This is a genomic window from Xanthobacter sp. 91, from assembly GCF_000702385.1.
GTDB classification, from domain to species: Bacteria; Pseudomonadota; Alphaproteobacteria; order Rhizobiales; family Xanthobacteraceae; genus Xanthobacter; species Xanthobacter aminoxidans.
This window is the reverse complement of the sequence record NZ_JNIB01000001.1, coordinates 4,049,128-4,070,158: the sequence shown is the minus strand read 5'-3', so window position 1 is coordinate 4,070,158 and position 21,031 is coordinate 4,049,128. Positions and strand designations below refer to the sequence as shown.

24 protein-coding genes and 1 tRNA gene are annotated in these 21,031 nt (G+C 65.5%); 13 read left to right on the top strand and 12 right to left on the bottom strand.

Annotation, left to right across the window (positions count from 1 at the left end; all coding sequences use genetic code 11):
* Nucleotides 1-73 precede the first annotated feature (73 nt).
* The 5 genes from A37E_RS0119095 to A37E_RS26085 form a co-directional block, all read right to left on the bottom strand.
* Nucleotides 74-1,567, bottom strand: coding sequence for a sensor domain-containing diguanylate cyclase (locus A37E_RS0119095; RefSeq protein ID WP_197023016.1), 1,494 nt, complete (start codon nucleotides 1,565-1,567; stop codon nucleotides 74-76).
* A 596-nt stretch (nucleotides 1,568-2,163) separates the two neighbouring features.
* Complete coding sequence (locus tag A37E_RS0119090) at nucleotides 2,164-2,490, bottom strand: hypothetical protein (RefSeq protein WP_029558065.1); 327 nt, start codon at nucleotides 2,488-2,490, stop codon at nucleotides 2,164-2,166.
* Nucleotides 2,491-2,608: 118 nt separating this feature from the next.
* Nucleotides 2,609-2,926 (bottom strand): hypothetical protein, encoded by a 318-nt coding sequence (locus A37E_RS27050; protein ID WP_197023015.1) that lies wholly within the window; start codon nucleotides 2,924-2,926, stop codon nucleotides 2,609-2,611.
* A 199-nt stretch (nucleotides 2,927-3,125) separates the two neighbouring features.
* Nucleotides 3,126-3,743: a hypothetical protein gene (locus A37E_RS0119080; RefSeq protein WP_029558063.1), complete on the bottom strand. Its 618-nt coding sequence runs from the start codon at nucleotides 3,741-3,743 to the stop codon at nucleotides 3,126-3,128.
* A gap of 326 nt (nucleotides 3,744-4,069) precedes the next feature.
* Entirely contained in the window at nucleotides 4,070-6,895 is a 2,826-nt protein-coding gene (locus A37E_RS26085; RefSeq protein ID WP_051679174.1) for a phage/plasmid primase, P4 family, read from the bottom strand.
* A 68-nt stretch (nucleotides 6,896-6,963) separates the two neighbouring features.
* On the opposite strand from A37E_RS26085, the gene A37E_RS27045 reads away from it, so the two are divergent.
* Both A37E_RS27045 and A37E_RS27040 read left to right on the top strand, forming a co-directional pair.
* Nucleotides 6,964-7,707, top strand: a complete 744-nt coding sequence (locus tag A37E_RS27045) for a hypothetical protein (RefSeq protein WP_029558061.1) — start codon at nucleotides 6,964-6,966, stop codon at nucleotides 7,705-7,707.
* Between the two features lie 60 nt (nucleotides 7,708-7,767).
* A complete protein-coding gene (locus A37E_RS27040; protein ID WP_210165120.1) occupies nucleotides 7,768-8,508 on the top strand; it encodes a hypothetical protein in 741 nt (246 codons plus the stop codon).
* A 20-nt stretch (nucleotides 8,509-8,528) separates the two neighbouring features.
* On the opposite strand, the gene A37E_RS0119065 is transcribed toward A37E_RS27040, so the two are convergent.
* The 3 genes from A37E_RS0119065 to A37E_RS27240 are packed head-to-tail and all read right to left on the bottom strand — an operon-like array spanning nucleotide 8,529 to nucleotide 9,629.
* A complete protein-coding gene (locus tag A37E_RS0119065; RefSeq protein WP_029558060.1) occupies nucleotides 8,529-8,720 on the bottom strand; it encodes a hypothetical protein in 192 nt (63 codons plus the stop codon).
* Entirely contained in the window at nucleotides 8,710-9,207 is a 498-nt protein-coding gene (locus A37E_RS26080; protein WP_051679173.1) for a phage regulatory CII family protein, read from the bottom strand. The genes A37E_RS0119065 and A37E_RS26080 overlap by 11 nt, the downstream gene beginning before the upstream one ends.
* Entirely contained in the window at nucleotides 9,204-9,629 is a 426-nt protein-coding gene (locus tag A37E_RS27240) for a hypothetical protein (protein ID WP_197023014.1), read from the bottom strand. The genes A37E_RS26080 and A37E_RS27240 overlap by 4 nt, the downstream gene beginning before the upstream one ends.
* Before the next feature lie 79 nt (nucleotides 9,630-9,708).
* Here A37E_RS27240 and A37E_RS0119050 point away from each other — a divergent pair, with 79 nt between their 5' ends.
* Genes A37E_RS0119050 through A37E_RS0119025 form a run of 6 tightly spaced genes read left to right on the top strand, consistent with a single transcriptional unit; the run spans nucleotide 9,709 to nucleotide 13,336 of the window.
* Complete coding sequence (locus A37E_RS0119050) at nucleotides 9,709-10,224, top strand: hypothetical protein (protein WP_029558057.1); 516 nt, start codon at nucleotides 9,709-9,711, stop codon at nucleotides 10,222-10,224.
* Entirely contained in the window at nucleotides 10,221-11,144 is a 924-nt protein-coding gene (locus A37E_RS0119045; protein WP_051679172.1) for an ATP-binding protein, read from the top strand. Before A37E_RS0119050 ends, A37E_RS0119045 begins: the two co-directional genes overlap by 4 nt.
* A 3-nt stretch (nucleotides 11,145-11,147) precedes the next feature.
* Complete coding sequence (gene ssb, locus A37E_RS0119040; RefSeq protein WP_051679171.1) at nucleotides 11,148-11,573, top strand: single-stranded DNA-binding protein; 426 nt, start codon at nucleotides 11,148-11,150, stop codon at nucleotides 11,571-11,573.
* 8 nt (nucleotides 11,574-11,581) lie between these two features.
* A complete protein-coding gene (locus tag A37E_RS0119035; protein WP_029558054.1) occupies nucleotides 11,582-11,977 on the top strand; it encodes a hypothetical protein in 396 nt (131 codons plus the stop codon).
* Entirely contained in the window at nucleotides 11,964-12,215 is a 252-nt protein-coding gene (locus A37E_RS0119030) for a hypothetical protein (protein WP_029558053.1), read from the top strand. Before A37E_RS0119035 ends, A37E_RS0119030 begins: the two co-directional genes overlap by 14 nt.
* Nucleotides 12,215-13,336 carry a tyrosine-type recombinase/integrase gene (locus A37E_RS0119025; protein WP_245279379.1) on the top strand — a complete coding sequence of 374 codons (1,122 nt, stop codon included), beginning with the start codon at nucleotides 12,215-12,217 and terminating at the stop codon, nucleotides 13,334-13,336. Before A37E_RS0119030 ends, A37E_RS0119025 begins: the two co-directional genes overlap by 1 nt.
* A gap of 89 nt (nucleotides 13,337-13,425) precedes the next feature.
* Here A37E_RS0119025 and A37E_RS0119020 read toward each other — a convergent pair.
* Nucleotides 13,426-13,501, bottom strand: a tRNA-Phe gene (locus A37E_RS0119020).
* 406 nt (nucleotides 13,502-13,907) lie between these two features.
* Between A37E_RS0119020 and A37E_RS0119015 the strand changes: the two genes are divergently transcribed.
* The 5 genes from A37E_RS0119015 to glnT all read left to right on the top strand — a co-directional run bounded on the left by A37E_RS0119015 (nucleotide 13,908) and on the right by glnT (nucleotide 19,160).
* The gene (locus tag A37E_RS0119015) at nucleotides 13,908-14,564 is read left to right on the top strand and encodes an XRE family transcriptional regulator (RefSeq protein WP_029558051.1); all 657 of its coding nucleotides are present in this window, start codon (nucleotides 13,908-13,910) and stop codon (nucleotides 14,562-14,564) included.
* Nucleotides 14,565-14,711: 147 nt separating this feature from the next.
* Nucleotides 14,712-15,611, top strand: a complete 900-nt coding sequence (locus A37E_RS0119010) for a glutamine amidotransferase family protein (protein WP_024279531.1) — start codon at nucleotides 14,712-14,714, stop codon at nucleotides 15,609-15,611.
* Complete coding sequence (locus A37E_RS0119005; RefSeq protein WP_024279532.1) at nucleotides 15,608-16,315, top strand: protein glxC; 708 nt, start codon at nucleotides 15,608-15,610, stop codon at nucleotides 16,313-16,315. The genes A37E_RS0119010 and A37E_RS0119005 overlap by 4 nt, the downstream gene beginning before the upstream one ends.
* 72 nt (nucleotides 16,316-16,387) lie before the next feature.
* Complete coding sequence (locus A37E_RS0119000) at nucleotides 16,388-17,725, top strand: FMN-binding glutamate synthase family protein (protein ID WP_024279533.1); 1,338 nt, start codon at nucleotides 16,388-16,390, stop codon at nucleotides 17,723-17,725.
* Nucleotides 17,726-17,804: 79 nt separating this feature from the next.
* On the top strand, nucleotides 17,805-19,160 hold the full coding sequence (gene glnT, locus A37E_RS0118995) for a type III glutamate--ammonia ligase (RefSeq protein ID WP_245272262.1): 1,356 nt from the start codon (nucleotides 17,805-17,807) through the stop codon (nucleotides 19,158-19,160).
* A gap of 73 nt (nucleotides 19,161-19,233) precedes the next feature.
* On the opposite strand, the gene A37E_RS0118990 is transcribed toward glnT, so the two are convergent.
* The 3 genes from A37E_RS0118990 to A37E_RS0118980 all read right to left on the bottom strand — a co-directional run bounded on the left by A37E_RS0118990 (nucleotide 19,234) and on the right by A37E_RS0118980 (nucleotide 20,837).
* The gene (locus A37E_RS0118990) at nucleotides 19,234-19,674 is read right to left on the bottom strand and encodes a cupin domain-containing protein (RefSeq protein WP_029558050.1); all 441 of its coding nucleotides are present in this window, start codon (nucleotides 19,672-19,674) and stop codon (nucleotides 19,234-19,236) included.
* A 159-nt stretch (nucleotides 19,675-19,833) separates the two neighbouring features.
* Entirely contained in the window at nucleotides 19,834-20,445 is a 612-nt protein-coding gene (locus A37E_RS0118985) for an OmpA family protein (RefSeq protein WP_029558049.1), read from the bottom strand.
* Nucleotides 20,446-20,489: 44 nt separating this feature from the next.
* Nucleotides 20,490-20,837, bottom strand: coding sequence for a cysteine rich repeat-containing protein (locus A37E_RS0118980; RefSeq protein WP_051460615.1), 348 nt, complete (start codon nucleotides 20,835-20,837; stop codon nucleotides 20,490-20,492).
* Nucleotides 20,838-21,031: the final 194 nt, after the last annotated feature.

Here is a 21,031-nt window from a genome sequence, read left to right as displayed (position 1 = left end):
TGGGGGATGCGGGACTTCGTCATGGGATACCGCGTCGCTTCCTCCCTGTCATGCGGGACACCGGACAATCCATCTACCCACTGAGCGTCACGTCGGTTGCCCCGACTGCGTTATCGAATTCGTCAGGCTGGTAGATCACGACGCGGTTCCTGCCTGCGCCCTTTGCCTCGTAAAGCGCATGATCCGCCTGCGCAACGAGGTCTGATCCTGATGTCGATGGATCCGCCTGCGTCACTGAAATGCCAACGCTGACAGTGACCTTGCCGAGTGCCGGCTCGTTTGGACAAGGTTCCATCGAGGCAATCGCCAGCCGCATCCGCTCGGCCATGAGGCTGGCCCCCCCCGCTTCGGTCGCAGGAAGTATGACGGTGAACTCTTCTCCGCCATAGCGGGCGGCGAAGTCGCCGGGCCGGCGGATGGAACGCGAGATTTCCATGGCAATCCGCGCCAGAACCACGTCGCCCACCGCGTGTCCAAAATTGTCGTTGACGCGCTTGAAGTGATCGACATCGAGCATCAGCACCGCAAGGGACGTGCGGTGCCTCGCAGCGCGGCGCATTTCCGAAGCCAGAGCCAGATCGAAGGCCCGGCGATTGGGCAAGCTCGTGAGCTCGTCCGTGACAGCCAAGATCTCCAGTTGCCCCTCGACTTCCTGACTTCGCCGGAGAGCGAGCCGGAGCACGCGTACCAGCACGATGAACAGAATGCACATTCCGATCGTGAGCGCCGAGGAGATCAGAGCAAATTCGGTCCATTCAGCCAGAGCCGCCGCCGGCGAAATGCCGACCGAGAGAAGGAGCGGATAGTCACCGATGATCGTGTGAAGGTAGTGGCGGTCGATACCATCCAGTCGCGACCGTTCGCTGAATTGTTCGCCAGGGCTTGCGATCATCCTTTGAAATACGGGAGAGGCCGCGACGCTAATGCTGGAATTCCCCTTGCCATCGGTCGAGGGTGATCGAAGGATCATCATCCCGTCCGTGCGCGTGATGGCGATCACGCTTTCCGGCCCGAGATTGATGGAGTTGAGGAGCGACTGGAAAAAGGCGAGGCGGAGCGCCGCTGCCACCACTCCTTCGAACTGGCCATCCGGCCCGGAGATGCGCCGGCTCAAGGCAATGCTCGGGTCATTGTCGCGCAGCCGGCTCTGGAACGGCCCGCTCACATACGTGCCAGCTTTCCCATTTACCTGCGCTTTGAAATAATCCCGGTCAGCGAAATTCATCTGGTGCGGCTGAGGTGACCCCGACTCCTCGACGAGGTTTCCATCGCGGTCCAGGATCACCAACGCTCCGAGGTATCGAGCACTTGCGGCTCGGTCGAACAAGACCATGCGCCGGAGCCCGGGCGGCAGATCCTTCACCCCTTCCGCAGTGAACGCGTCCTCGGCGCCGCGCAGGGTCAGATCGATGACGGTCAAGTTCCGTTCGATGTTGGCCGCGACGGTATTCAAGACGTTCTCTGCGGAGTGGACCGCCAGCTGCCAGGTGGCCTGATAGGATCGCCAGATGGTAAGACCTTGGGCAAGGATAATGACACCAACCAGCGTTGCCACAATCAGCGGCACATACGCCCCGGCTATTAAACGCCGCATAATCGATCCGCTCGCGAGTAATCCGGACGGTGCCCTGACAATGGGAAACATGCACTTCAGGCTGTGGAATGGCAACTTCGCCGGAAGCAGGGCTTGGGCAGTTAGCTCCCGGTCGTTAGCCTATCATGGACGCGTTTTCCACGGTTTTCGACTCGCGCTCAGTTCAATGTCACAATAGGTTTCTCTTGCGACAGGCTGGCTTACGGCCGAGAACGTCGCTCCCGGTCACCCCCACGCCGGGAATCCGGCCTCCAACGGCCGGACGAAGCGGAGCCGTGTGGATATTGCCCCCCAACATACGCCCGGCTCCGCGCCGGCCGATTGATCAAAAGTCCGGGGGCTTGGCTGATAGTCATGCGTCTTGATCCCGGCACGTTACGGGAAGAGGAGCAGGCCACCTCGCGGCACACACGACGGCACGGCCGCGCTGGGCGAGCGCAGCGGCAAGAAGGTCGCGCAGCAAGGCGTCGACGTCTTCGGGTGACAGCCGCACCTCCTCCGCCGCCTCTCCCGGCCGGGTCAGGGATGCGAACGCGCCGTCCGCATCCCAGTCGATTCGCAGGCGGACCTTAGGGCTGTTTGAGGACATGCGTCTTGATCCCCAGCCAGAACACAGTTAGGGCGCCGCCGACCAGCACCGTCAGGACGGCGGTTCCGATCACGAGCGCCGCCCGGTTCCACATGCGGCGAAAGCGGCGCAGGTGCTCGATATCGGCGCGCGCCTCCTCGATCCGTGCTTCGTCTGAGGTGGAAAGGCCGATCTCCTTGAGCACCTTTCGGACGGCCTTCTCGGCCGCGTCCTCTGCCACCTCCACCACCATCAGCTCCAACGCCCGCTCTGAGATGATGATCGCCCCGCTCGGCGCACGCGCAGCGGCCGGAAGCTCCCCCGTCATCGCTCACCTCCAGCCGCAGAGCCGCTTGCCAACGGCGTTGTGCGCCTTGGCCTGACGGATGGTTTCATCGGTGTCATTGTCCGACCAGCGCATGGGCTTGGCCGAGGCGCAATAGACGCTAGTCGCGCCGTTTGAACCCGTCGTCGTCACGCAGCCGGCGAGGATCGGCATTGCGGCGGTCAGCATCAGCGCGAGCTTCATTCGCCCGCTGGACAGCACGGTCGGCATTGGCCTTGTCCTTCTGGATCTGGCGGGCGGCGCCACTGCGCTCCCCCCGGCGGTAAGCGATGGCAACGGCGCCGGCGGCGAGAACCGCCAGCGCTCCCTTGAGGCCGAGGAGGCGGAACGCGAACACGGTCGCAGCTAGGACGGCGGCGGCGAGCAGGGCCTCGGTCCAGTCCCCGCCGAACAGCAGCGCGACGATGAAGCCCCCCACGGCCGAAGGCGCCTCGGCCGCACGCTGGCGGCTGCGCTCGGCTTCATCTGCGCTCTGTGTCGGGAGACGGCTGGGGGTGGCAGGCAGGCGAGGCGGCGCGGATTGAAGGCGCGGCATCGGTCCCCTCTAACGCAAGAGCCCCGCGCGGCGAATACCGGCGGGGCTCTCTCGAAACCTGTTTATCTGTGGATGAAGGTAGTCAAATTATTTGTGCAGTGTCAACCAGCATCCGAGCGCCATCCTCGACATAGACGAGAGGTGGCAGGAACCACGGCTCGCGCGGGGCTGACGGGGCAAGGGGATGGCTCCCCTCCAACCGCCCCGCAAGCTCGCCAGCGAGCACCACCAGCGCCTCCCACCAGACGACATACTGCGCCCGGCTGAACTCCACCAAGGCAGGATCGACCCTGTGCCGCAGAAGGCAGGCGACGGGACGGCAGTTGTCCCGCAGCATGCGCACCCTGCCCTTCCGATCCGTGTCCGCCACCAGCGCCTCGGCCTCGATCCCGTGCCACGGCGGCCGGCTTCCGCCCTTCGCATGCGCGACCACCAGGGCGAAGGCCTCGGATGGCAGGCGCAGCACAGCGTCATGGATCACAAGCGCATCGTCCTGCGCCGTCGCACCCATCGCGACCACGAAGCCCGGCGAGCTGTCCACCCGCACGCCGAGCGCGGCGAAGTCCAGCATCGCATGCGTCGCGGAGCGGAACGACGGCCCGGCTTCGCCCCAGGCAACATCCATCAGCCCGGCCATACGGTCCACGCACTGCACCCGATAGGCCCAGCCCACCAGGGCTTCGATGTCCACCCGCTCCATCTTACGCTCCGATTGAGGGTTAGGAGGGTTTGAGGAGGGTCATTCACAAACCCTCAACACCACAAACACCAATCAAATCAATAATATACTCCCTCCCGCGGAGGGTTAGGAGGGTTTTTCATGACATATACATGAGAATTTACACAGCGACTTCGCAGCGCCCCTTAACCCCATTTGCATTGCATATACGCGCGAAAACCCTCCAAACCCTCCGCATGCGTCGCCAACCCATTGGCGCGCAATGAAATCCAGCGTTGAGGGTTTGGGAAAAACCTTCCGCACAACTCTCCGCAACCCTCCGCAGAAGGAGGGTCTAGGGCTGCCCGTCAGTCCTCATCATCGGGGCTGCGGGGCGCGTCGGGCCGCGCGGGCACGTTCTCAAGGCGGCAGTCCTGATAGACATGGATGCCGCGTGGCCCTGTGCCGTGGGCCACCTTCCGCTTCATGTCGCGGCCGAAGCGGGTCTCTGTGACCGGCTTCTTCCCGTTCGCCTCAGCCCACGACACATAGGCCTGATACATGGTGCGGGCGGTCACGTACTGGCCCTCTGCCGTCGCCACGCAGGCGGTGACGAAGGATCCTACCACGTCCATCTCGTCGCGATACTCCTGCGTCGCTGCGCGCACCTCAGCAGGGATCTGGAGTCCCTCGCGCAGATAGGTGAGCGCGCCCTCAATCAGCCAATTCAGAATGCCGGGGGCTTCCGCCACCAGTTCGCCCACCACCTCCTCGAAGTCGCGCTGCTCGCCGTCTGCGAGGGTCACAGGCCAATGGATCACGGCGATGCGCCTCCAGATGCCGTTGTCCGTGCCATCGATGCGCGGATAGCCGTTGCCCGACATATGGGCAATGAACACAGGCTGGAATTCGAAAAAGCCCTTGAACAGGTTGCGCACCGGGATGGCCTCGCCGCCGGTGAGCTTCTTCACGATCTCTTCCTTCAGCGGTGCGTTCGCCGGCAATTCGAGGATGCGCACGAAGCGCACGCCATAGAGCCGCGCCAGTTCGGGTGAGGCCGCGCCCCCCTGCTTATCGTTGGTGCCGATGATGGCCTCGGTGGGCAGGGAGGACGCGAGCGGGCCGAACACGCGCACTAGCGTCTCCAGGAACACGCTCTTTCCGTTGGCGCCGTTGCCATAATGGAAGAATACCTTCTGCACCGGCAGGCCAAGCAGGCCGAGGCCTACCCCCACCTGCACGCAACGCCGCACCGACTCGACCGGCTGGAAACGCGCCATGAAGGCCTCGAAGTGCGGGGCTTTGGCATCCTTGTCATAGGCGACAGGCAGCATCTTGGTGATGAAGTCCTCCCGTCTGTGCCCCTTCACGGTCTTCGCATAGGGCACAAGGCGAACAACGTCGGGATCCGGGCATTCCGGGTCGGGCCGGCGGCCGAATTGGATGGTGTGGGTCAGGCAGGCGAAGGCGCGCGGGTCCGCGTTGAAGCCCTCGGGCTTGCGCGTCAGGTCGCAAGCAGCCAGATCCTTCAAGGCGACGATGCGCGCCTTGTTCTTCGAGGAAACGCCGAACTTGCGCCGCGCCACCCGTCGCTTATCCAGCGCCGCCCGCGCCTCGGCGCCAGCGTCGATGATCCGTTGCAGGCGCTTCGCCAGCCCCTTATCCGCATCGGTCCAGCTATCGGAGGATTTTTCCAGCCGCGCGAGGTCCTCCTCCGCCTGGTCGCCGTCCTCCATGGCCCGCAGCTCAAAAGCGGTGGCGGCGAGGAGGTCCGCCTCCAGCCCGATCAGCCCGCCCACCTGCTTAGCGAGGCGCACGGCGGCATCATTGCCGCCCGCCATGTCCCAGTGGGTGCCAGCCCAGGTGAAATAGTCCGTGTTGATGATGCCCTCGGTCTCCAGCACCGTGAGGTCGCGGCCGAAGTGCGCCACAAAGCGCTTGGCATTGTCCGTGTCGGAATGGTCGAGGCGGGCGCAGGCGGCCACCACGTCCATGTCCGTGCCGGGGGCGGCACCGTCCGAAGGGCCGTCATCACCGCCCTCTGCATCATCAGCCGGCTCGCTCGCATCGGGCTCGCCACTCTCCGGGGGCGTCTCATCACTTCCCGAGGCGGGAGCCGGCCCCGCAGTGCCCCGGCGGGAGGGTTCCGGGATCGCGCCATCGGGCAAGGGGGCTTCCGGTGGACATACCCCGCTGCCAGAGGGCCGCCGCCGGCTCTCCGCGTCGCGGGCGATATCGTCGAGGCGGGCGATCACGTCCGCCGCATCGGCCCGGCCGGCGCCGAGCCCACGCCGGATCTCGCGCAGCACGCGGGTGTGCCCGTCCGCCTGCACCAGACCGCAGGCCTCCGCCCCATCCTGCAGCGCGGCCAGAGCCTCGCGCTCGGAGATGGCGCCGGCAGCGATGAAGCGACCGAGCGCGCAGGCGGCCCCATAAAGCTCCGTGCCACGCGTGCCTTCCGCCGCCCGCGCCAGATCGGAGGCGATGCGGTCCAGTGCCTTGCGGGCATAATTGCGCTTCGCCACCTCGCCGGGCCGGTCGGAGGCGAGCGCCCGCGCCGGGCCGCTCTCCTGCGGTTCCGGCATGTCGGCCGATGTCGCCTCACGCTTGCCGGCCTTCCGATTGGCGATCAGCGCCAGCAAAGCCGGGGGCACCTCCGGCGCCGTCGCGGGGTCGAAGGGCTCGCCCTCCCAGCTATAGGCATTGCCATTGCGCATCACGCTGGGTGGCAGGATGACGTAGCCAGCATCGCAGCGGATATCGATGTTTTTCAGGCCCGGCGGGTCATTGGGCCAGTGCGCGCCCTCCGGCCGGCGGAACCACACATGCCGCCCGCCCGATTGCGTGATGGTGCGCGGCCCGGCCGGCAGCGGCTCGCCGATGGCCTCGGCAAGGCGCGCTTCCACGGCCTCGACGCTCTCGCCCTTGGGGTCGAGGTCCACCACGTAGCCGCCGCCCCATCCGGGAGCCATGCCGATCAGCGCATCGGGCCAGCGCTTCCACCAAGCGCGGATCTGCGCCTCATTGTAGGAGGCCTTCAGCGGCCAGCCGGTGCCTTCGATCGGCTTGCCGTCCGCATCCTTGTCGGCCACCACCAGCGGCCGCTTGGATCGGGGCTTTTCCGGGTGCGGATCACACGGGAAGATGCGCCAGCCGAGGCGAGCGTAGGAGAGAGCGGCTTCGAGAGTGGTCACAATCTGCCTCCGACTGCCCGACGGGCAATCCTCTCGACAACTTGGGCGTGAGTGGGCAGCATCGTGCCATGCAGAAGATTGATCGATGGAACGCCGTGACACTGCTGGCTGCTGGTACAACCCTCGGCGCCATTTTGGGGGCGTCTCTCACTATCGAGTGGCAGCCCGATGGATTCGGAGGGCACTCGTGGTACGATATTTTCAAAGATCTCGGCGGTTTCTTCGGCGCAATTTTCACTTTCGCGGCCGTCGTGGTTGCATTTTTGGCAATTCGCCGAGACGATATGAGAGCGAAATCTGGCGAAAAGGCTGTACAGTATGTCATTAACTCCCGATTGAAAGATCATCTCAATTTGATTGCGGTGGCTTGGGAAGCGGCCGATCAAGCGATCCTCGCGCCGCATAATGACGCTAAGGCCGCGTTGCGATCTAAACTGGCCTTCGACCTTCTCGAAAAAACGGGACGCTCCATCTCCAGAGAACACCTCACCCGCGTGATGGATATGCGATCGCAAATTGATCCCGTTCAAGCAGATCTGCTGAATGAAATCTATGAGACCATTAAGGAGCTGGATGCTGACGTCATAAGTGTGAAAACGGAGCGAATTCAATACGCGCCTCAGCTGCGACTTGAGATGATCCGCGTATATCTGTCTTACTTGGCAGATCGAGTTGCAATTTATGATGCACGTCTTGCGGAAATATTTTCCTCCTGCACCAAGCAGGAACTGAACTTGCGTTCTGATGCCGATTTGACGCGGGACTCTTTCAACCAAAAAGTGCGTGAAATCGATGCACTTGGCACAGATTAGCTGGGTCGAAAAAGGGCAGACCTTTACGATTAAGGGAAGCGAGTTGCAGCTGATAACGCAATGTGCTTTGCAACTGGACTTATTGGGGGCGAAAAAATGAAAAGTAGTACGATTTGGGCGCTGGGAGGCCTCGTCGGCGCCGTTACCGGCATTCTCACAGGATGTGGCATTTTCGCCATTAGCAGCAGAAGTGATGTCGCGATTAATTTCGCCGGCTCCATCCTCGGTGGGACGGTAGGAGGCGTCTTTACAGCCGGTGCTGGCTGGCTCGCGCTTATGAGCGTGCAAATTCAGATCCGTGAAATGAAACGGATCACCAATCTTGAATTTATAGAGCGCGAAGCTGAGAAATCGGCTTCTGAGGCACTCGTTGCAGAGGGTCTCTTTGTTTGGATTAGTGATTGCATCAAAGATGTCGAGCTGCATGAATTCCCGAAATTGTATGTTAATATATTTAGTAGCCTTCGGGAACGAGGGGGTTCTACCAAGGACCTTCCTCAAGCCGTGAAGCGAGCTTTTCCAGGAATTGATCCGATTTTGGCTGCAACTCTCGTTGAGAAGCTGTCTATACTTCGCGCTGCCAACAACCCAGAGGGATATGACCCAGCTACGGCGCCTGGCGTTGATTACTTGAACTGGCAGGCAATTCGGCAACAACAGTCCTTCGATGAAATAAGTGACTTCCCTCGTATAGTTCAGGCATATATTAATGACGCGCGAGGAACTATTTCCATATTTGAGCAATATCGCGCCAATGTTATTCGCGATGTTCGCCTGTATATTGCGCGAGAACCACGTTGAATGCGAGTAAGGTAACGCGATCACGCCACCCCCCTCCGCTCAAGAAAGCGCACGCGCGCCAGCGTCACGTCTTCCACGCGGTCCATCGTCAAAGGCGGGCGCTGGCCGTCCACCAGCGCCAGCGGGCGGAAGGGGTGCAGGGTGCGGATGCGCCAGACGACGCGCTCGATAGGCGCTAGCTCGCGCCGGGCATAGCAAGGCTCACGCCGCATCGCCGTCCCCCTTCTCCAGTCGTTCAAGGGCAAGATCCAGCGCCGCCAGTTCCTTGATGGCGTGGCGCACATGCTCGCGCAGTTCCAGCGCCCGCGCCTCTGCGCGGGAGACCTCCCCGTCATCCGCCAAGGCCTCGCCGAGGCGCGACACCACGGCGCCGGCGTCCTGCGCGACTTCCGATATGTGGCGATACCAGCGACCCGATCCCGCTTCCGGGCGAGGCAGTGGCACGAGCACATGATTGCAGAGGGCGGCGAGCGCCCGCGTCACCAGCGGCACGCCGGCGTCGGCCTCCAGGTCCGCCACCACATCCACAGGGGCGAACACATGCTCTGCGGGCCGCCCATATTTCGAGAGCACCTGAAAGCCGGTGCGGGTCACCGCCGCAGCGCTCTCAAGACCGCCGCAGGCCTCCACCAGCCGCCGCGTCGCGCCCTTAAGCGCCAGATAGTCCGCCTCCCGGTGCGGGCGCGCGAGCTTGTTCATGCTGCAGCCCCGTCGCCGCGCCGCCAGCGCCGTGCTTCAATGCGCGCCAGAACCGGGGTTGATGGGAAGAAGTCATGAGCGAGGAATTTGATGCGGATACCGAAGTCGCCATCCGCACGGACGGTCGCATCGCGGCCCTTGAGATCATGATGGTGGCACTGGCCCAGCGCATGCCCGGCGGGGACAAGGCCATCGCCGCTGCGCTCATCATGCTCGATGCAGTGTGTGCGGACCTTCTGGATCACCCGGATCCAGAAGTCGCGGCGTGGCACGCCAACGTCATGCGCGTCGCGCGTCAAAGCATCGAGAAGGTCGGCCGTGAGGTCATCGCGTTTCGCGACGGCGACGGGGTTCATCAGGTCGGCTAAAGACACGCGGTCAAAGAAACCGGGCGCCAGCCTGTGGAACGGGAGCCCGCTCATGCGAAACCTCCCGCCGCATTCGCGGTGACCACAGGCGATCCGTCGGCCAAGCTGGCGTCATGAGGCGTTCCGCGCTGGCGTGCGCATCATCGACAATCCCTATACGGCGGGCGATCCGCGCCGCGCCGCGTGGGATGAAGGCTTCTGCGCCGCCTCCGGCTCGGATGGGATGGACATTCCCGAGGCGTGGCGCCGCAAGTCCAAGAAGGGCGCGAAGGGAGACGACAAGCGCGACGGCGGCGCGACGGCCGAGCCGTCCGCCGCACCCGAGAGCGCCGTGGATCCCGACCAAGACCCCCTCCCCTTTGGTGATCCGCAAGACCCCGCCGCCCCGGCGGACCCGGATGACCATTCGGGCACCTTCGAGGAACCCGCGCCGGATGCGCCGTGGGCAGCCCCGCTTGCCGATCCCGCACCTCAGCCGGAAGGTGACGCCGCAAAGCGGCTCGACGATCTGGTGAAGCGCACCAAGCGCAGGCAGGCGGACACCGCCGCCGAGAAGGCTGCCGCCAAGAGCGCGCCGAAGGGGGCGACCAAGCGCAGTGCGAAGGCACCCGCGAAGGGCCGCAAGGGCGACGGGGAGGGCCAGCCGTGAGCGAGCCCGCCCGCGCCCGCAAGCCGGACCTCACGAAGGGCCTCGACAAGGTTCAGAAGTTCGGCACCATCCTCCTGCCCCACCAGGCCGAGGAGCCCATCCTCGCCGCCGGGCCGAGGCTCGCCATTTATGAATGGCTGACAGAACTCCGCGCCCGCGCCGAGCTGGAGAGCGTGGGCCTCAAGCCCCGCGCGACTGCGCTGCTCTACGGCCCGCCCGGCACGGGAAAGACGACGCTGGCCCACCACCTCGCCGCCCGCCTTGGGCTCGCATTGGTGACGGTCCAGGCCGAACGGCTGATGACCCCGCAGTTCGGCGGCAGCTCCAACAATATCGGCGAACTTTTCGATGGGCTCGCCGAGGCCGAACACGGCTGCGTGCTCTTGCTGGATGAGATCGATTCCATCGGGAGCACGCGCCTGTCCGACGACAGTTCGGCCGGGCGCGAGCGGAACATGGTGCTGACCACCCTGCTGACGCGGGTGGAAGCCTTTCGCGGCATGGCGATCGCGGCGACCAACCGCAAAGATCAGCTCGACCCCGCCTTGTGGCGGCGGTTCGGCATGCAGATCTCCGTGGACCTGCCGGACGGCGAGGAGCGCTTCGCCATCCTGAACCGCTATGCGGCGCCTTTCGACTTCGGCGAGGACGGCCTCGACATCCTCACCGACCTGACACAGGGCGCCTCCCCGGCACTGCTGCGCCAACTCATGGAAGGCCTGAAGCGAGCGCTGGTGCTGCACCCGCGCCTCGGCCTCAATATCGATGACGTGGCCGTGGTGTTCCGCGCCATCACGTCCGCCGTCGCGCCGCACCCCGACCTGCAGCAACCGCCGCTCTGGAAGGCCTTCGGCGCGCACGCCGGCCAAATCCGCAAGATCCCGTGGCCGCCGGCCCGCCAACCCAAGGGGAGGGCCTGACCGATGGCAGGCGTCAACAAAGTCATCATCGTTGGCTACCTCGGCAAAGACCCGAGGATCGCCAAGACGCAGGCGGGCGCGCGCATCGCCAGCTTCTCCGTCGCCACATCCGAGAGCTGGCGCGACAAGGCCACCGGCGAGCGTCGGGAAGAAACCGAGTGGCACCAGGTGGTGATCTATAACGAGCGCTTGGTGGAGGCCGCCGAGAAGTTCCTGAAGAAGGGCTCGAAGGTCTACGTCGAGGGCAAGAACGCCACCCGCGCATGGACCGACAGGGCTGGCGTGACGCGTTATGTGACCGAGGTGGTGCTCAAGCCCTTCCGTGGCGAGCTGACCCTCCTCGATTCCACCGAGCGCGCGCCCGCCCCCGACGAAGGCAGCTACGGCGCCGCGCCGGCCGGTCCCGACGATGAAATCCCGCTCGGATGAGGTGCGCCATGACGCCATTTGAACGCGCCCTCGGCATTGTCACCGAATATGAGGCCGCCGGCGAAACCAGCGCCGCGCGGATGCTCCTCTTCACCCGCATCGAGGATCTATGCGAGGTGGCCGAGGCCGGCCGGCGGCTGGTGGACCGGCTCGCGGCGGCATGGGACATTTTGGCGGGGAATTCCGCCGAGGCCGCCATGACGAAGATATTCCTGCCGCTCCGCGTCATCGAGCATACGGAAAGCTTCGCCATCGAGGACGCAGCCGGAACGTCGATCGCCTACGTCTATTACGACGATGGCGATGCCGTCCGCCGAGCCGTCCGCAAGCGCTTGACCAAGGCGCAGGCCCGCCAGGTGGCCGAGCGCATCAGGGCCTTGGGGGACAAGAATGGCCCGGCATGACATCCTTCCCATCAGCCTGCCCCCGCGCGGCCTCTCCCGCACGGAGGCTGCGGCCTATATCGGCGTGTCCGCCGGCACCTTCGATCAGCTGGTGAAGGATGGCCGCATGCCGCCGGCGAAGAGGATCAACTCCCGCACGGTGTGGGATCGCAGGAAACTTGACGCTGCGTTCGACGCGTTGCCCGATGGCGCACAAGAGGAAAACCGCGACGATCCGTGGGCACGGGTGGCGGTATGATGAGCGGCGCACCCATGCTGGACCGGCTGCAATACGTCTATGAGGACATGGACCGCCACGGCAACGTGCGGATCTATGTGTGGCGCGGCAAGGGTCACAAGAAGATCCGCATCCGCGAGCGCCCCGGCACCCCGGAATTCCGCAAGGCCTATGATGAGGCGATCGCGCGCGCCTTCTCCCCCGTCCCCATCGAGCCGGAGGAGACGGAAGACAAGGCCCGCGACCGCACCCCGAAGCCCGGCACGTTCCGTTGGATGTGCATTCGGTTCATGGCCGAGAGCGCGGACCACAAGCGCGACAGCGCGCGCACCCGCCATGTCCGCAAGCTCATTCTGGAAAGCATGTTCGAGGAGCCGACCGAGCCAGGCGCCAAGACCTTCTATGCCGACTTCCCCCTCGATCGACTGACGGTCAAGGCGATCCGCGTGCTGCGCGATCGCAAGCTCGCGGCGCCGGAGGCCGGCAACAGCCGAATCAAGGTGCTTCGGAAGGTGTTCAATTGGGCGATCGCCGATGAACTCCCCGGCATCACGGTCAACCTCGCCCGCGACGTGCCCTATTTCACGGCGGCCGGTAACGGCTGGCACACATGGACCGTGGACGAGATCGAGCAATATGAGGCGCGGCATCCCCTCGGCTCCAAGGCCCGCCTCGCGCTCGCGCTTCTCCTTTACACCGGCGTGCGGCGCTCCGATGTGGTCCAGCTCGGCCGCCAGATGATCCGGAACGGATGGCTGCGCTTCACGGAGATGAAGGGCCGCCGCCACCTCGTGAAAGAGCGGGAGATCCCCGTGCTGCCGCAGCTCCAGGCGGTCATAGACGCCACGCCAGGAAGCCACATGACCTTCCTCGTGACGGAATTCGGCGCGCCCTTCAGCGACGCGGGCTTTGGCAACTGGTTTCGCGATCGATGCGACGAAGCCGGCCTGCCTCAGTGCTCGGCCCATGGCCTGCGCAAGGCCGGCGCCACGATCGCCGCCGAGAACGGCGCGACCGAGCATCAGCTCATGGCGATCTATGGATGGGAGAGCCCCAAGCAGGCCGCGCGCTACACCCGGAAAGCGAACCGCAAGCGCCTCGCGGGCGACGCCATGCACCTCGTGGCGCCGACCAAAGAGTGAACAAATCTTTCCCACTCTGCCTTACCCACCGTGTCCAGTGGGAAAGATAAAGCGAAAAACCAAATGATTTCAGTATCTTAGAAAATGGATGGTGCCCAGGGGCGGAATCGAACCACCGACACTGCGATTTTCAGTCGCATGCTCTACCAACTGAGCTACCTGGGCATCCGCCGAGCCGGGGCCCGGGTCCGGAGGGGCGTCAACCCCTTCGGAGCGGCGAGTGTATAGGGAGGAAATCGGGTCGTGTCCAGAGCCGGCATGCAGTCTGTAGGGCGGCGCGTGGGAGCTGTGGACAAGCCACGGCGGTGATCGCCTCGATGCGTTTCGGGACAAGCGTTTCCGCCCCCCTGTCACCGGACACGCACGCGATCGCGGGACGGGCGCCCGCCGTCCTGAGCGGGTTGCAGACAGCCACTTTTCTCCACCCGCGTGCCATCGCGCGAGTCGCCAACGGTGCGATGCATTCTTGCGCGGAAGCTGGCACAATGGCCGGCAAATCACCGCCCGGACGCAGCATCACGGCTGGGGCGGATATGCGGGAACGACGGGGGATGGTGTGCCCGAGCGCAAGATGAAGAGCGTCGCCGAGCCGAAGAGCGTCGACCAGGAGACTGCCGACTATGTCACCGGGTCCAGCGCCCCCGCAGCGGAGGCGGTCACGCTGGAGGAGGCTCTGGGCGTGCAGGTGCGCTCCATCCGCCGCGAGCTGGATCTGACGGTTTCCGACCTCGCGGGCGCGGCCGGCATCTCGGTGGGCATGCTGTCGAAGATCGAGAACGGGCAGATCTCCCCCTCCCTCGCCACGCTGCAATCCATCTCCAAGGCGCTCAACGTGCCGCTCACCACGCTGTTCTCCGCCTTCGAGGAGCGGCGCGACTGCTCCTTCGTGAAGGCGCAGCAGGGCGTCATCATCGAGCGGCGCGGCACCAAGGTCGGCCATCAGTACGAACTGCTGGGCCACGGCCTCGGCGGCGACATCGTGGTGGAGCCCTACCTCATCACCCTGACGGAGGAGGCGGCGCCCTACACGGGCTTCCGCCATGCGGGCGTGGAGTTCATCTACATGCTCTCCGGTGAGGTGCTCTACCGCCACGCGGACCGCACCTATCACCTGCGCGCCGGCGATGCGTTGATGTTCGATTCCGGTGCCGCCCATGGCCCGGAAGACCTCATCAAGGCGCCCATGACCTACCTGTCCATCATCGTCTACGGCCGCGACCGGCACTGAGCCGGCGCGCCCTTCTCACCCTGACGATCGGCGAAGTTTTCCTCCAGAGAAAATTATATTCTCTTCCGATTGACGCCCTCGCCTAACGGGCGTACTCCTTGTGACAAGGCCGCAGCGGCGGCCCGCAATGGAGTAAAATCGAACGCCATGTGCGGCATCGTCGGACTTTTCCTCAAGGACCCGAAGCTCGAAGGCGAGCTGGGTGCCATGCTCGCGTCCATGCTCTGCGTCATGACTGATCGCGGCCCCGACAGCGCGGGCTTCGCGGTCTACGGCGCCGGCGGCAAGGACAGTGTGAAGCTCTCCCTGCGCGCCGCCCGGGGCTATGATTTCGAGGGCCTCGCCGCCGGCCTGTCCGGCCCGGCGAACGGCATGCCCGCCCTCGTCCTCCACGGCACCCATGCGGTGGTGGAAATCCCGCAGGTGCGTGAGGCCGCCGTGCGCGCCTTCCTCGCCGAGCGCCATCCCGAGGTGGCGGTGGTGGGCACCGGCTCCCGCATGGAAATCTTCAAGGAGGTCGGCCTGCCCTCCTCCGTGGCGCAGACCTTCGGCCTGGCGCAGATGCGCGGCACCCACGGCATCGGCCATACCCGCATGGCCACCGAGAGCGCGGTGACCACCGCCGGCGCGCATCCCTTCTCCACCGGCGCCGACCAGTGCCTCGTGCACAACGGCTCGCTGTCCAACCACAATGCCCTGCGCCGGCAGCTGAAGCGCGAAGGCATCGCCATCGAGACCGAGAACGACAGCGAGGTGGCCGCCGGCTATCTCACCTGGCGGATGCGGGAAGGCGCCTCCCTCGGGCAGGCCCTGGAAGCGGGCCTCAAGGACCTGGACGGCTTCTTCACCTTCGTGGTGGGCACCGAGAGCGGCTTCGGCGTGCTGCGTGATCCCATCGCCTGCAAGCCCGCCGTGATGGCCGAGACCGACCAGTATGTCGCCTTCGGCTCGGAATACCGCGCGCTCGTCGACCTGCCCGGCATCGCCAAGGCCAAGGTCTTCGAGCCCGAGCCCGCCACCGTGTATTTCTGGGAGCGCGCACAGTGAACGCCATTGCGCCGGACGTGACCTTCGACCTCGCCACCACGCCGCTGCGCGAGCTGAACGAGGCCCTTCACAAGGCCACCGCTGAATCCAACGCCCGCCGCTGGCGGGTGCTGAACCCCAACGGCCGCCACGCGGTGGCGGTGGGGCTGGCCATGCCCCTCACCGTCGAGATCGAGGGCAATGTCGGCTACTACTGCGCCGGCATGAATGCGGAAGCCTCCGTCATCATCCACGGCAATGCCGGTCAGGGCGTCGCCGAGAACATGATGAGCGGCTTCGTGCATGTGCGCGGCGATGCCAGCCAGTCGGCCGGCGCCACCGCCCATGGCGGCATGCTCGTGGTGGATGGCAATGCCTCGGCCCGCTGCGGCATCTCCATGAAGGGCGTGGACATCGTCGTGAAGGGCTCCATCGGCCACATGAGCGCGTTTATGGGTCAGTCCGGCTCCCTCGTGGTGCTGGGCGATGCCGGCGAGGCGCTGGGCGACAGCCTCTACGAGGCGAAGCTCTTCGTGCGCGGCACGGTGAAGAGCCTGGGCGCGGACTGCATCGAGAAGGAGATGCGGGACGAGCACAAGGCGCTCCTGGCCCAGAAGCTGAAGGCCGCCGGCCTCGAAGGCGCGGTCGATGTCTCGGAGTTCAAGCGCTACGGCTCCGCCCGCCAGCTCTACAACTTCCACGTGGACAACGCGTCCGCCTACTGACGCGCGCCGCCGTCGCGCCCGCCACGGGCGGGATGCACCGACCGCAGTTGAACTTTTCCGGGTGAGGACCCCATGACCGCCCACAACAACACGCCGCGCACCCCGCCGCGCTTCTCCGCCACCTTCGATCCGGCGACACTGGCCGAGATCCGCCGGGCCGCGGCGACCGGCATCTATGACATCCGTGGCGCCGGCACCAAGCGCAAGCTGCCCCACTTCGACGATCTGCTCTTCCTCGGCGCCTCCATGTCGCGCTATCCGCTGGAAGGCTATCGCGAGAAGTGCGGCACCGAGGTCACCCTCGGCACCCGCTTCGCCAAGAAGCCGATCACGCTGAAGACCCCCGTCACCATCGCCGGCATGAGCTTCGGTGCGCTGTCCGCGCAGGCGAAGGAAGCGCTCGGACGTGGCGCCTCCACGGTGGGCACCTCCACCACCACCGGCGACGGCGGCATGACGCCGGAGGAGCGCGGCCAGTCCAAGACCCTCGTCTACCAGTACCTGCCGTCCCGCTACGGCATGAACCCGGTGGACCTGCGCAAGGCCGACGCCATCGAGATCGTCATCGGCCAGGGCGCCAAGCCCGGCGGCGGCGGCATGCTGCTCGGCCAGAAGATCTCCGATCGCGTGGCCGCCATGCGCACCCTGCCCAAGGGCATCGACCAGCGTTCGGCCTGCCGCCATCCCGACTGGACCGGCCCGGACGACCTCGAGATCAAGATCGAGGAGCTGCGCGAGATCACCGATTGGGAGAAGCCGATCTATGTGAAGGTCGGCGCCTCGCGGCCCTATTACGACACCGCGCTTGCGGTGAAGGCGGGCGCCGACGTGGTGGTGCTCGACGGCATGCAGGGCGGCACCGCGGCGACGCAGGACGTGTTCATCGAGCACGTGGGCATCCCGATCCTTGCCGCCATCCGCCCGGCCGTGCAGGCGCTCCAGGACCTCGACATGCACCGCAAGGTGCAGCTCATCGTCTCCGGCGGCATCCGCACCGGCGCGGACGTGGCCAAGGCGCTGGCCCTCGGCGCCGACGCAGTGGCCATCGGCACGGCGGCCCTCGTCGCGCTCGGCGACAACGATCCCCAGTGGGAAGACGAATACCAGGCGCTCGGCACCACCGCCGGTGCCTATGACGACTGGCACGAAGGCCGCGACCCCGCCGGCATCACCACCCAGGACCCCGAGCTGTCCAAGCGGCTCGATCCGGTGAAGGCCGGCCGCCGCCTCGCCAACTATCTCTCGGTGATGACGCTGGAGGCGCAGACCATTGCCCGCGCCTGCGGCAAGAGCCACCTGCACAATCTGGAGCCGGAAGACCTCGTGGCGCTGACCGTGGAGGCCGCCGCCATGGCCGGCGTGCCCCTGGCCGGCACTTCCTGGGTGCCCGGCAGGACCGGCGGATACTGATCCGAACCTTCAAGCCGCGCCGCTCGACCGGCGCGGCTTTTTTCAAAGAATACCGCTTCCAAATTCCGGGGAATTTCGCATGGACCACTTCCGTACGCCGCTCCGCGAGGCCGAAGGCCGCGCTTCCGCCGCTGCCCAGATCGACCTCGCCAAGGTCGCGAAGGACCGCGGCATCAAGTATTTCCTGATCTCCTACGTGGACCTGTTCGGTGGCCTGCGCGCGAAGCTCGTGCCCGCCTCCGCCATCGGCCCCATGCAGAAGGAAGGCGCCGGCTTCGCCGGCTTCGCCACCTGGCTCGACATGTCGCCGGCCGATCCCGACCTGTTCGCCGTGCCGGACCCGACCAGCCTCATCCAGCTGCCCTGGAAGGAAGAGATCGGCTGGCTCGCCGCCGACCTCTACATGGGCGGCAAGGAAGTGGAGCAGGCGCCCCGCACGCTGCTGAAGAAGCAGCTCGCCGCCGCCGCGCGCCTCGGCTACGAGATCAAGACGGGCGTCGAGTGCGAATACTTCCTCATCACCCAGGACGGCAAGTCCATCTCGGACACCGCCGACACCGCCGAGAAGCCCTGCTACGATCAGGCCGCCCTCATGCGCCGCTATGATGTCATCAAGGACATCTGCGACGCCATGCTCAAGCTCGGCTGGGGCGCGTACCAGAACGACCATGAGGACGCCAACGGCCAGTTCGAGATGAACTGGAACTACGACAACGCGCTCCTCACCGCCGACCGCCATGTCTTCTTCAAATACATGGTGAAGTCGATCGCGGAGCAGCACGGCCTGCGCGCGACCTTCATGCCGAAGCCCTTCATCAACCTCACCGGCTCGGGCTGCCACGCCCATGTGTCCATGTGGCAGAAGGGCAAGAACGCCTTCTCCGATCCCAAGGGCGAGCTGGGCGTCTCCGAGCTGGGCTACCACTTCATCGGCGGCCTCATCCACAATGCGGACGCGCTCTGCGCCCTCACCAACCCGACGGTGAACTCCTACAAGCGCATCAACGCCCCGCGCACCATCTCCGGGGCCACCTGGGCGCCGAACACCGTCACCTACACCGGCAACAATCGCACCCACATGATCCGCATTCCCGATGCGGGCCGGTTCGAGTTCCGCCTCGCCGACGGCGCGGCCAACCCCTACCTGCTCCAGGCGGGCCTCGCGGCCGCCGGCCTCGACGGCATCGAGAACAAGCGCGATCCGGGCAAGCGCCTCGACATCAACATGTACACCGACGGGCACAAGGTGAAGGGCGCCAAGCGCCTGCCGCTCAACCTGCTCGACGCCATGCGGGCGCTGGAGAAGTCCAAGGTGCTGACGGATCGCCTCGGCAAGCCGTTCGTGGACGGCTACCTGAAGCTGAAGACCGTGGAATGGAACGCCTTCTCCCGTCACCTCACCCAATGGGAAAGGGACAACACCCTCGACATCTGAGCCCTGCTCTGTCGGTTGTCCCCGGGAGCCCGGCGCATTCCCCTGCGCCGGGCTCTCACCTTTTTTGAGCACCTCACTCCGGCGCGGGCGTCGCCAGCGGCTTGTCCTTCTCGACGATGTAGGTGATGGCGAGCTTCGTCTTGTCGCCCCCCACCTGGAAGGCGTGCGGCACTTCGGGCGGAATCTGGAAGCCGTCGCCCGGCGCCAGCGTGCGGTCGGGCTGGCCCTTCACCGAGAGCACGCCGCCCCCGGCCATGAGATAGGTGCTCTCGACGCCCGGATGGGTGTGACGCGCCACCTTGAGGCCGCCGTCGAACTCCGCCTCCATCAGGATGGCGACATACTTGTCGCCCGGCATGTCGGTGCGGCCGAGCACCTTGCGCGAGATTCCGGCGGGCGCCGCGGCGGGTGCGGCCTGTCCTTGTGCCATGGCCTGCGTGCCGCCAACCTGCGTCGCGGCAAACCCCGCCAGCGAGCAGATGGCGCAGGAGATGAACCGGCGTCGAGCGAGCATGATCCTGTCCTCCCAATATTGGCCCGCGCGCCGCGCAGGCCCCTCAGGATAACGGGATTTCCGCGCGCGGCGAGAGGCTGTGCCACCGGCCCCGACGCAACGAAAAAGGCGCCGCCCCGGCCGGGGTCGGCGCCTTCTTCATGCAGGATCGTCGGTGCTTCAGCGCTGGGCGACGTAAGGCGCGAGCCGGCCCACGGTGAAGATCTGGACGCGCCGGTTGATGGGATCGGTCGGCCGCTTGGGATCGAGCAGCACTTCCTCGCCGAGCCCCACCGCCTCGAGGCGGGTCGGATTGATGTTGAACACGCTGACCAGCGCGCTCACCACCGCGTCGGCGCGGGCTTGGCTGAGCTTGAGGTTCACCTCGCGCGGGCCGGTGACATCGGTGTTGCCGGTGACGATGAACTTGTAGCCGTGCAGGATCGGGTTGTGCATGGCATCGGCGATGGCACCGAGCGTGCCGTAGGACGACGGCTCGATGATCGCCGAACCGAGGCGGAACTGGATCTGCACGTTGATCTGCGGCAGCTGGTCGAGCTTCAGCGCCAGCGAGGGACGGCTGAGCTGCTCGCCCGGATTCTGGGCCATGTGGGTCTGGACCATGGAGCGCAGCTGCTGCGCGGTGATGGTCGGGGCCTTTTCGCTCAGGCCTTGCAGCCCCTGGAGGATCTGGCCATCGGAGAGGGCGGTCTGGGCATAGGCGGGGGCGATCGCCGGCACGGCGGCAGCGAGCAGCGCGGCCAGTGCAAGGCGGGTCAAAGGCGATGTCATCGCGAAACGTCCTTCGTTCGAGTGCGAGGATGTGAGGAGGACGCTCAGCGGTAGCCGGCGTTGGTGATCGCGGCGTTGCACTTGTCGCTCACCACCCGCGTCGCCTGGAGCAGGCAGGAGAGCAGGTTGCCGTCCTGGGGCACCATGCCGGGGCACAGGCGCGCCGTGTCCGCCGAGCAGACTTCCTGGATGGAATCCTGCGCCGCATCCCGCTCGGCGATGGAGGCCTTCGCCGTCGCATAGTCGGCTTTGCACTTGGCGCTGACCTGATTGATCTTCCCGTCCATGCAGGCGAGCAGCTTGCCTTCGCCCAGATTCACATTCGAACAGAACTTGTTGATGTCCGCGCCGCAGCTGCGCGCCAGAAGGGCGCCGGCCTGCGCATAGCTCATGGTCTGCGCGCCTGCCGCAGAGGCAGACCCAGCAAGGATTACCGCTGCAAATAGAACTCCGCCGATCCGCATTGTTGCCCCACCCCGTCTTCAAATGAATGCCCCGACACGACGTAGGGGTATCATCAAACGGTCGCGGCCGACAGCGGGCGGTGGTGCCTCCGGGATCGGACTTTTCAGCACAAACTTAACGT

Excerpts from the sequence above, each read along its gene's own strand:
- A37E_RS27040 (WP_210165120.1), top strand. The coding sequence starts at position 7,768 with ATGTGCTTTGCAACTGGACTTATTGGGGGCGAAAAAATGAAAAGTAGT.
- A37E_RS0119065 (WP_029558060.1), bottom strand. The coding sequence starts at position 8,720 with ATGCGGCGTGAGCCTTGCTATGCCCGGCGCGAGCTAGCGCCTATCGAG.
- A37E_RS0118990 (WP_029558050.1), bottom strand. The coding sequence starts at position 19,674 with ATGCTCGCTCGACGCCGGTTCATCTCCTGCGCCATCTGCTCGCTGGCG.
- A37E_RS26080 (WP_051679173.1), bottom strand. The coding sequence starts at position 9,207 with ATGAACAAGCTCGCGCGCCCGCACCGGGAGGCGGACTATCTGGCGCTT.
- A37E_RS27240 (WP_197023014.1), bottom strand. The coding sequence starts at position 9,629 with ATGAGCGGGCTCCCGTTCCACAGGCTGGCGCCCGGTTTCTTTGACCGC.
- A37E_RS0119030 (WP_029558053.1), top strand. The coding sequence starts at position 11,964 with ATGGCCCGGCATGACATCCTTCCCATCAGCCTGCCCCCGCGCGGCCTC.
- A37E_RS0119080 (WP_029558063.1), bottom strand. The coding sequence starts at position 3,743 with ATGGAGCGGGTGGACATCGAAGCCCTGGTGGGCTGGGCCTATCGGGTG.
- A37E_RS0118980 (WP_051460615.1), bottom strand. The coding sequence starts at position 20,837 with ATGAGCTATGCGCAGGCCGGCGCCCTTCTGGCGCGCAGCTGCGGCGCG.
- A37E_RS0119015 (WP_029558051.1), top strand. The coding sequence starts at position 13,908 with ATGAAGAGCGTCGCCGAGCCGAAGAGCGTCGACCAGGAGACTGCCGAC.
- A37E_RS0119025 (WP_245279379.1), top strand. The coding sequence starts at position 12,215 with ATGAGCGGCGCACCCATGCTGGACCGGCTGCAATACGTCTATGAGGAC.
- A37E_RS27045 (WP_029558061.1), top strand. The coding sequence starts at position 6,964 with ATGCAGAAGATTGATCGATGGAACGCCGTGACACTGCTGGCTGCTGGT.
- ssb (WP_051679171.1), top strand. The coding sequence starts at position 11,148 with ATGGCAGGCGTCAACAAAGTCATCATCGTTGGCTACCTCGGCAAAGAC.
- A37E_RS0119035 (WP_029558054.1), top strand. The coding sequence starts at position 11,582 with ATGACGCCATTTGAACGCGCCCTCGGCATTGTCACCGAATATGAGGCC.
- A37E_RS0119000 (WP_024279533.1), top strand. The coding sequence starts at position 16,388 with ATGACCGCCCACAACAACACGCCGCGCACCCCGCCGCGCTTCTCCGCC.
- A37E_RS0119010 (WP_024279531.1), top strand. The coding sequence starts at position 14,712 with ATGTGCGGCATCGTCGGACTTTTCCTCAAGGACCCGAAGCTCGAAGGC.
- A37E_RS0119090 (WP_029558065.1), bottom strand. The coding sequence starts at position 2,490 with ATGACGGGGGAGCTTCCGGCCGCTGCGCGTGCGCCGAGCGGGGCGATC.
- glnT (WP_245272262.1), top strand. The coding sequence starts at position 17,805 with ATGGACCACTTCCGTACGCCGCTCCGCGAGGCCGAAGGCCGCGCTTCC.
- A37E_RS0118985 (WP_029558049.1), bottom strand. The coding sequence starts at position 20,445 with ATGACATCGCCTTTGACCCGCCTTGCACTGGCCGCGCTGCTCGCTGCC.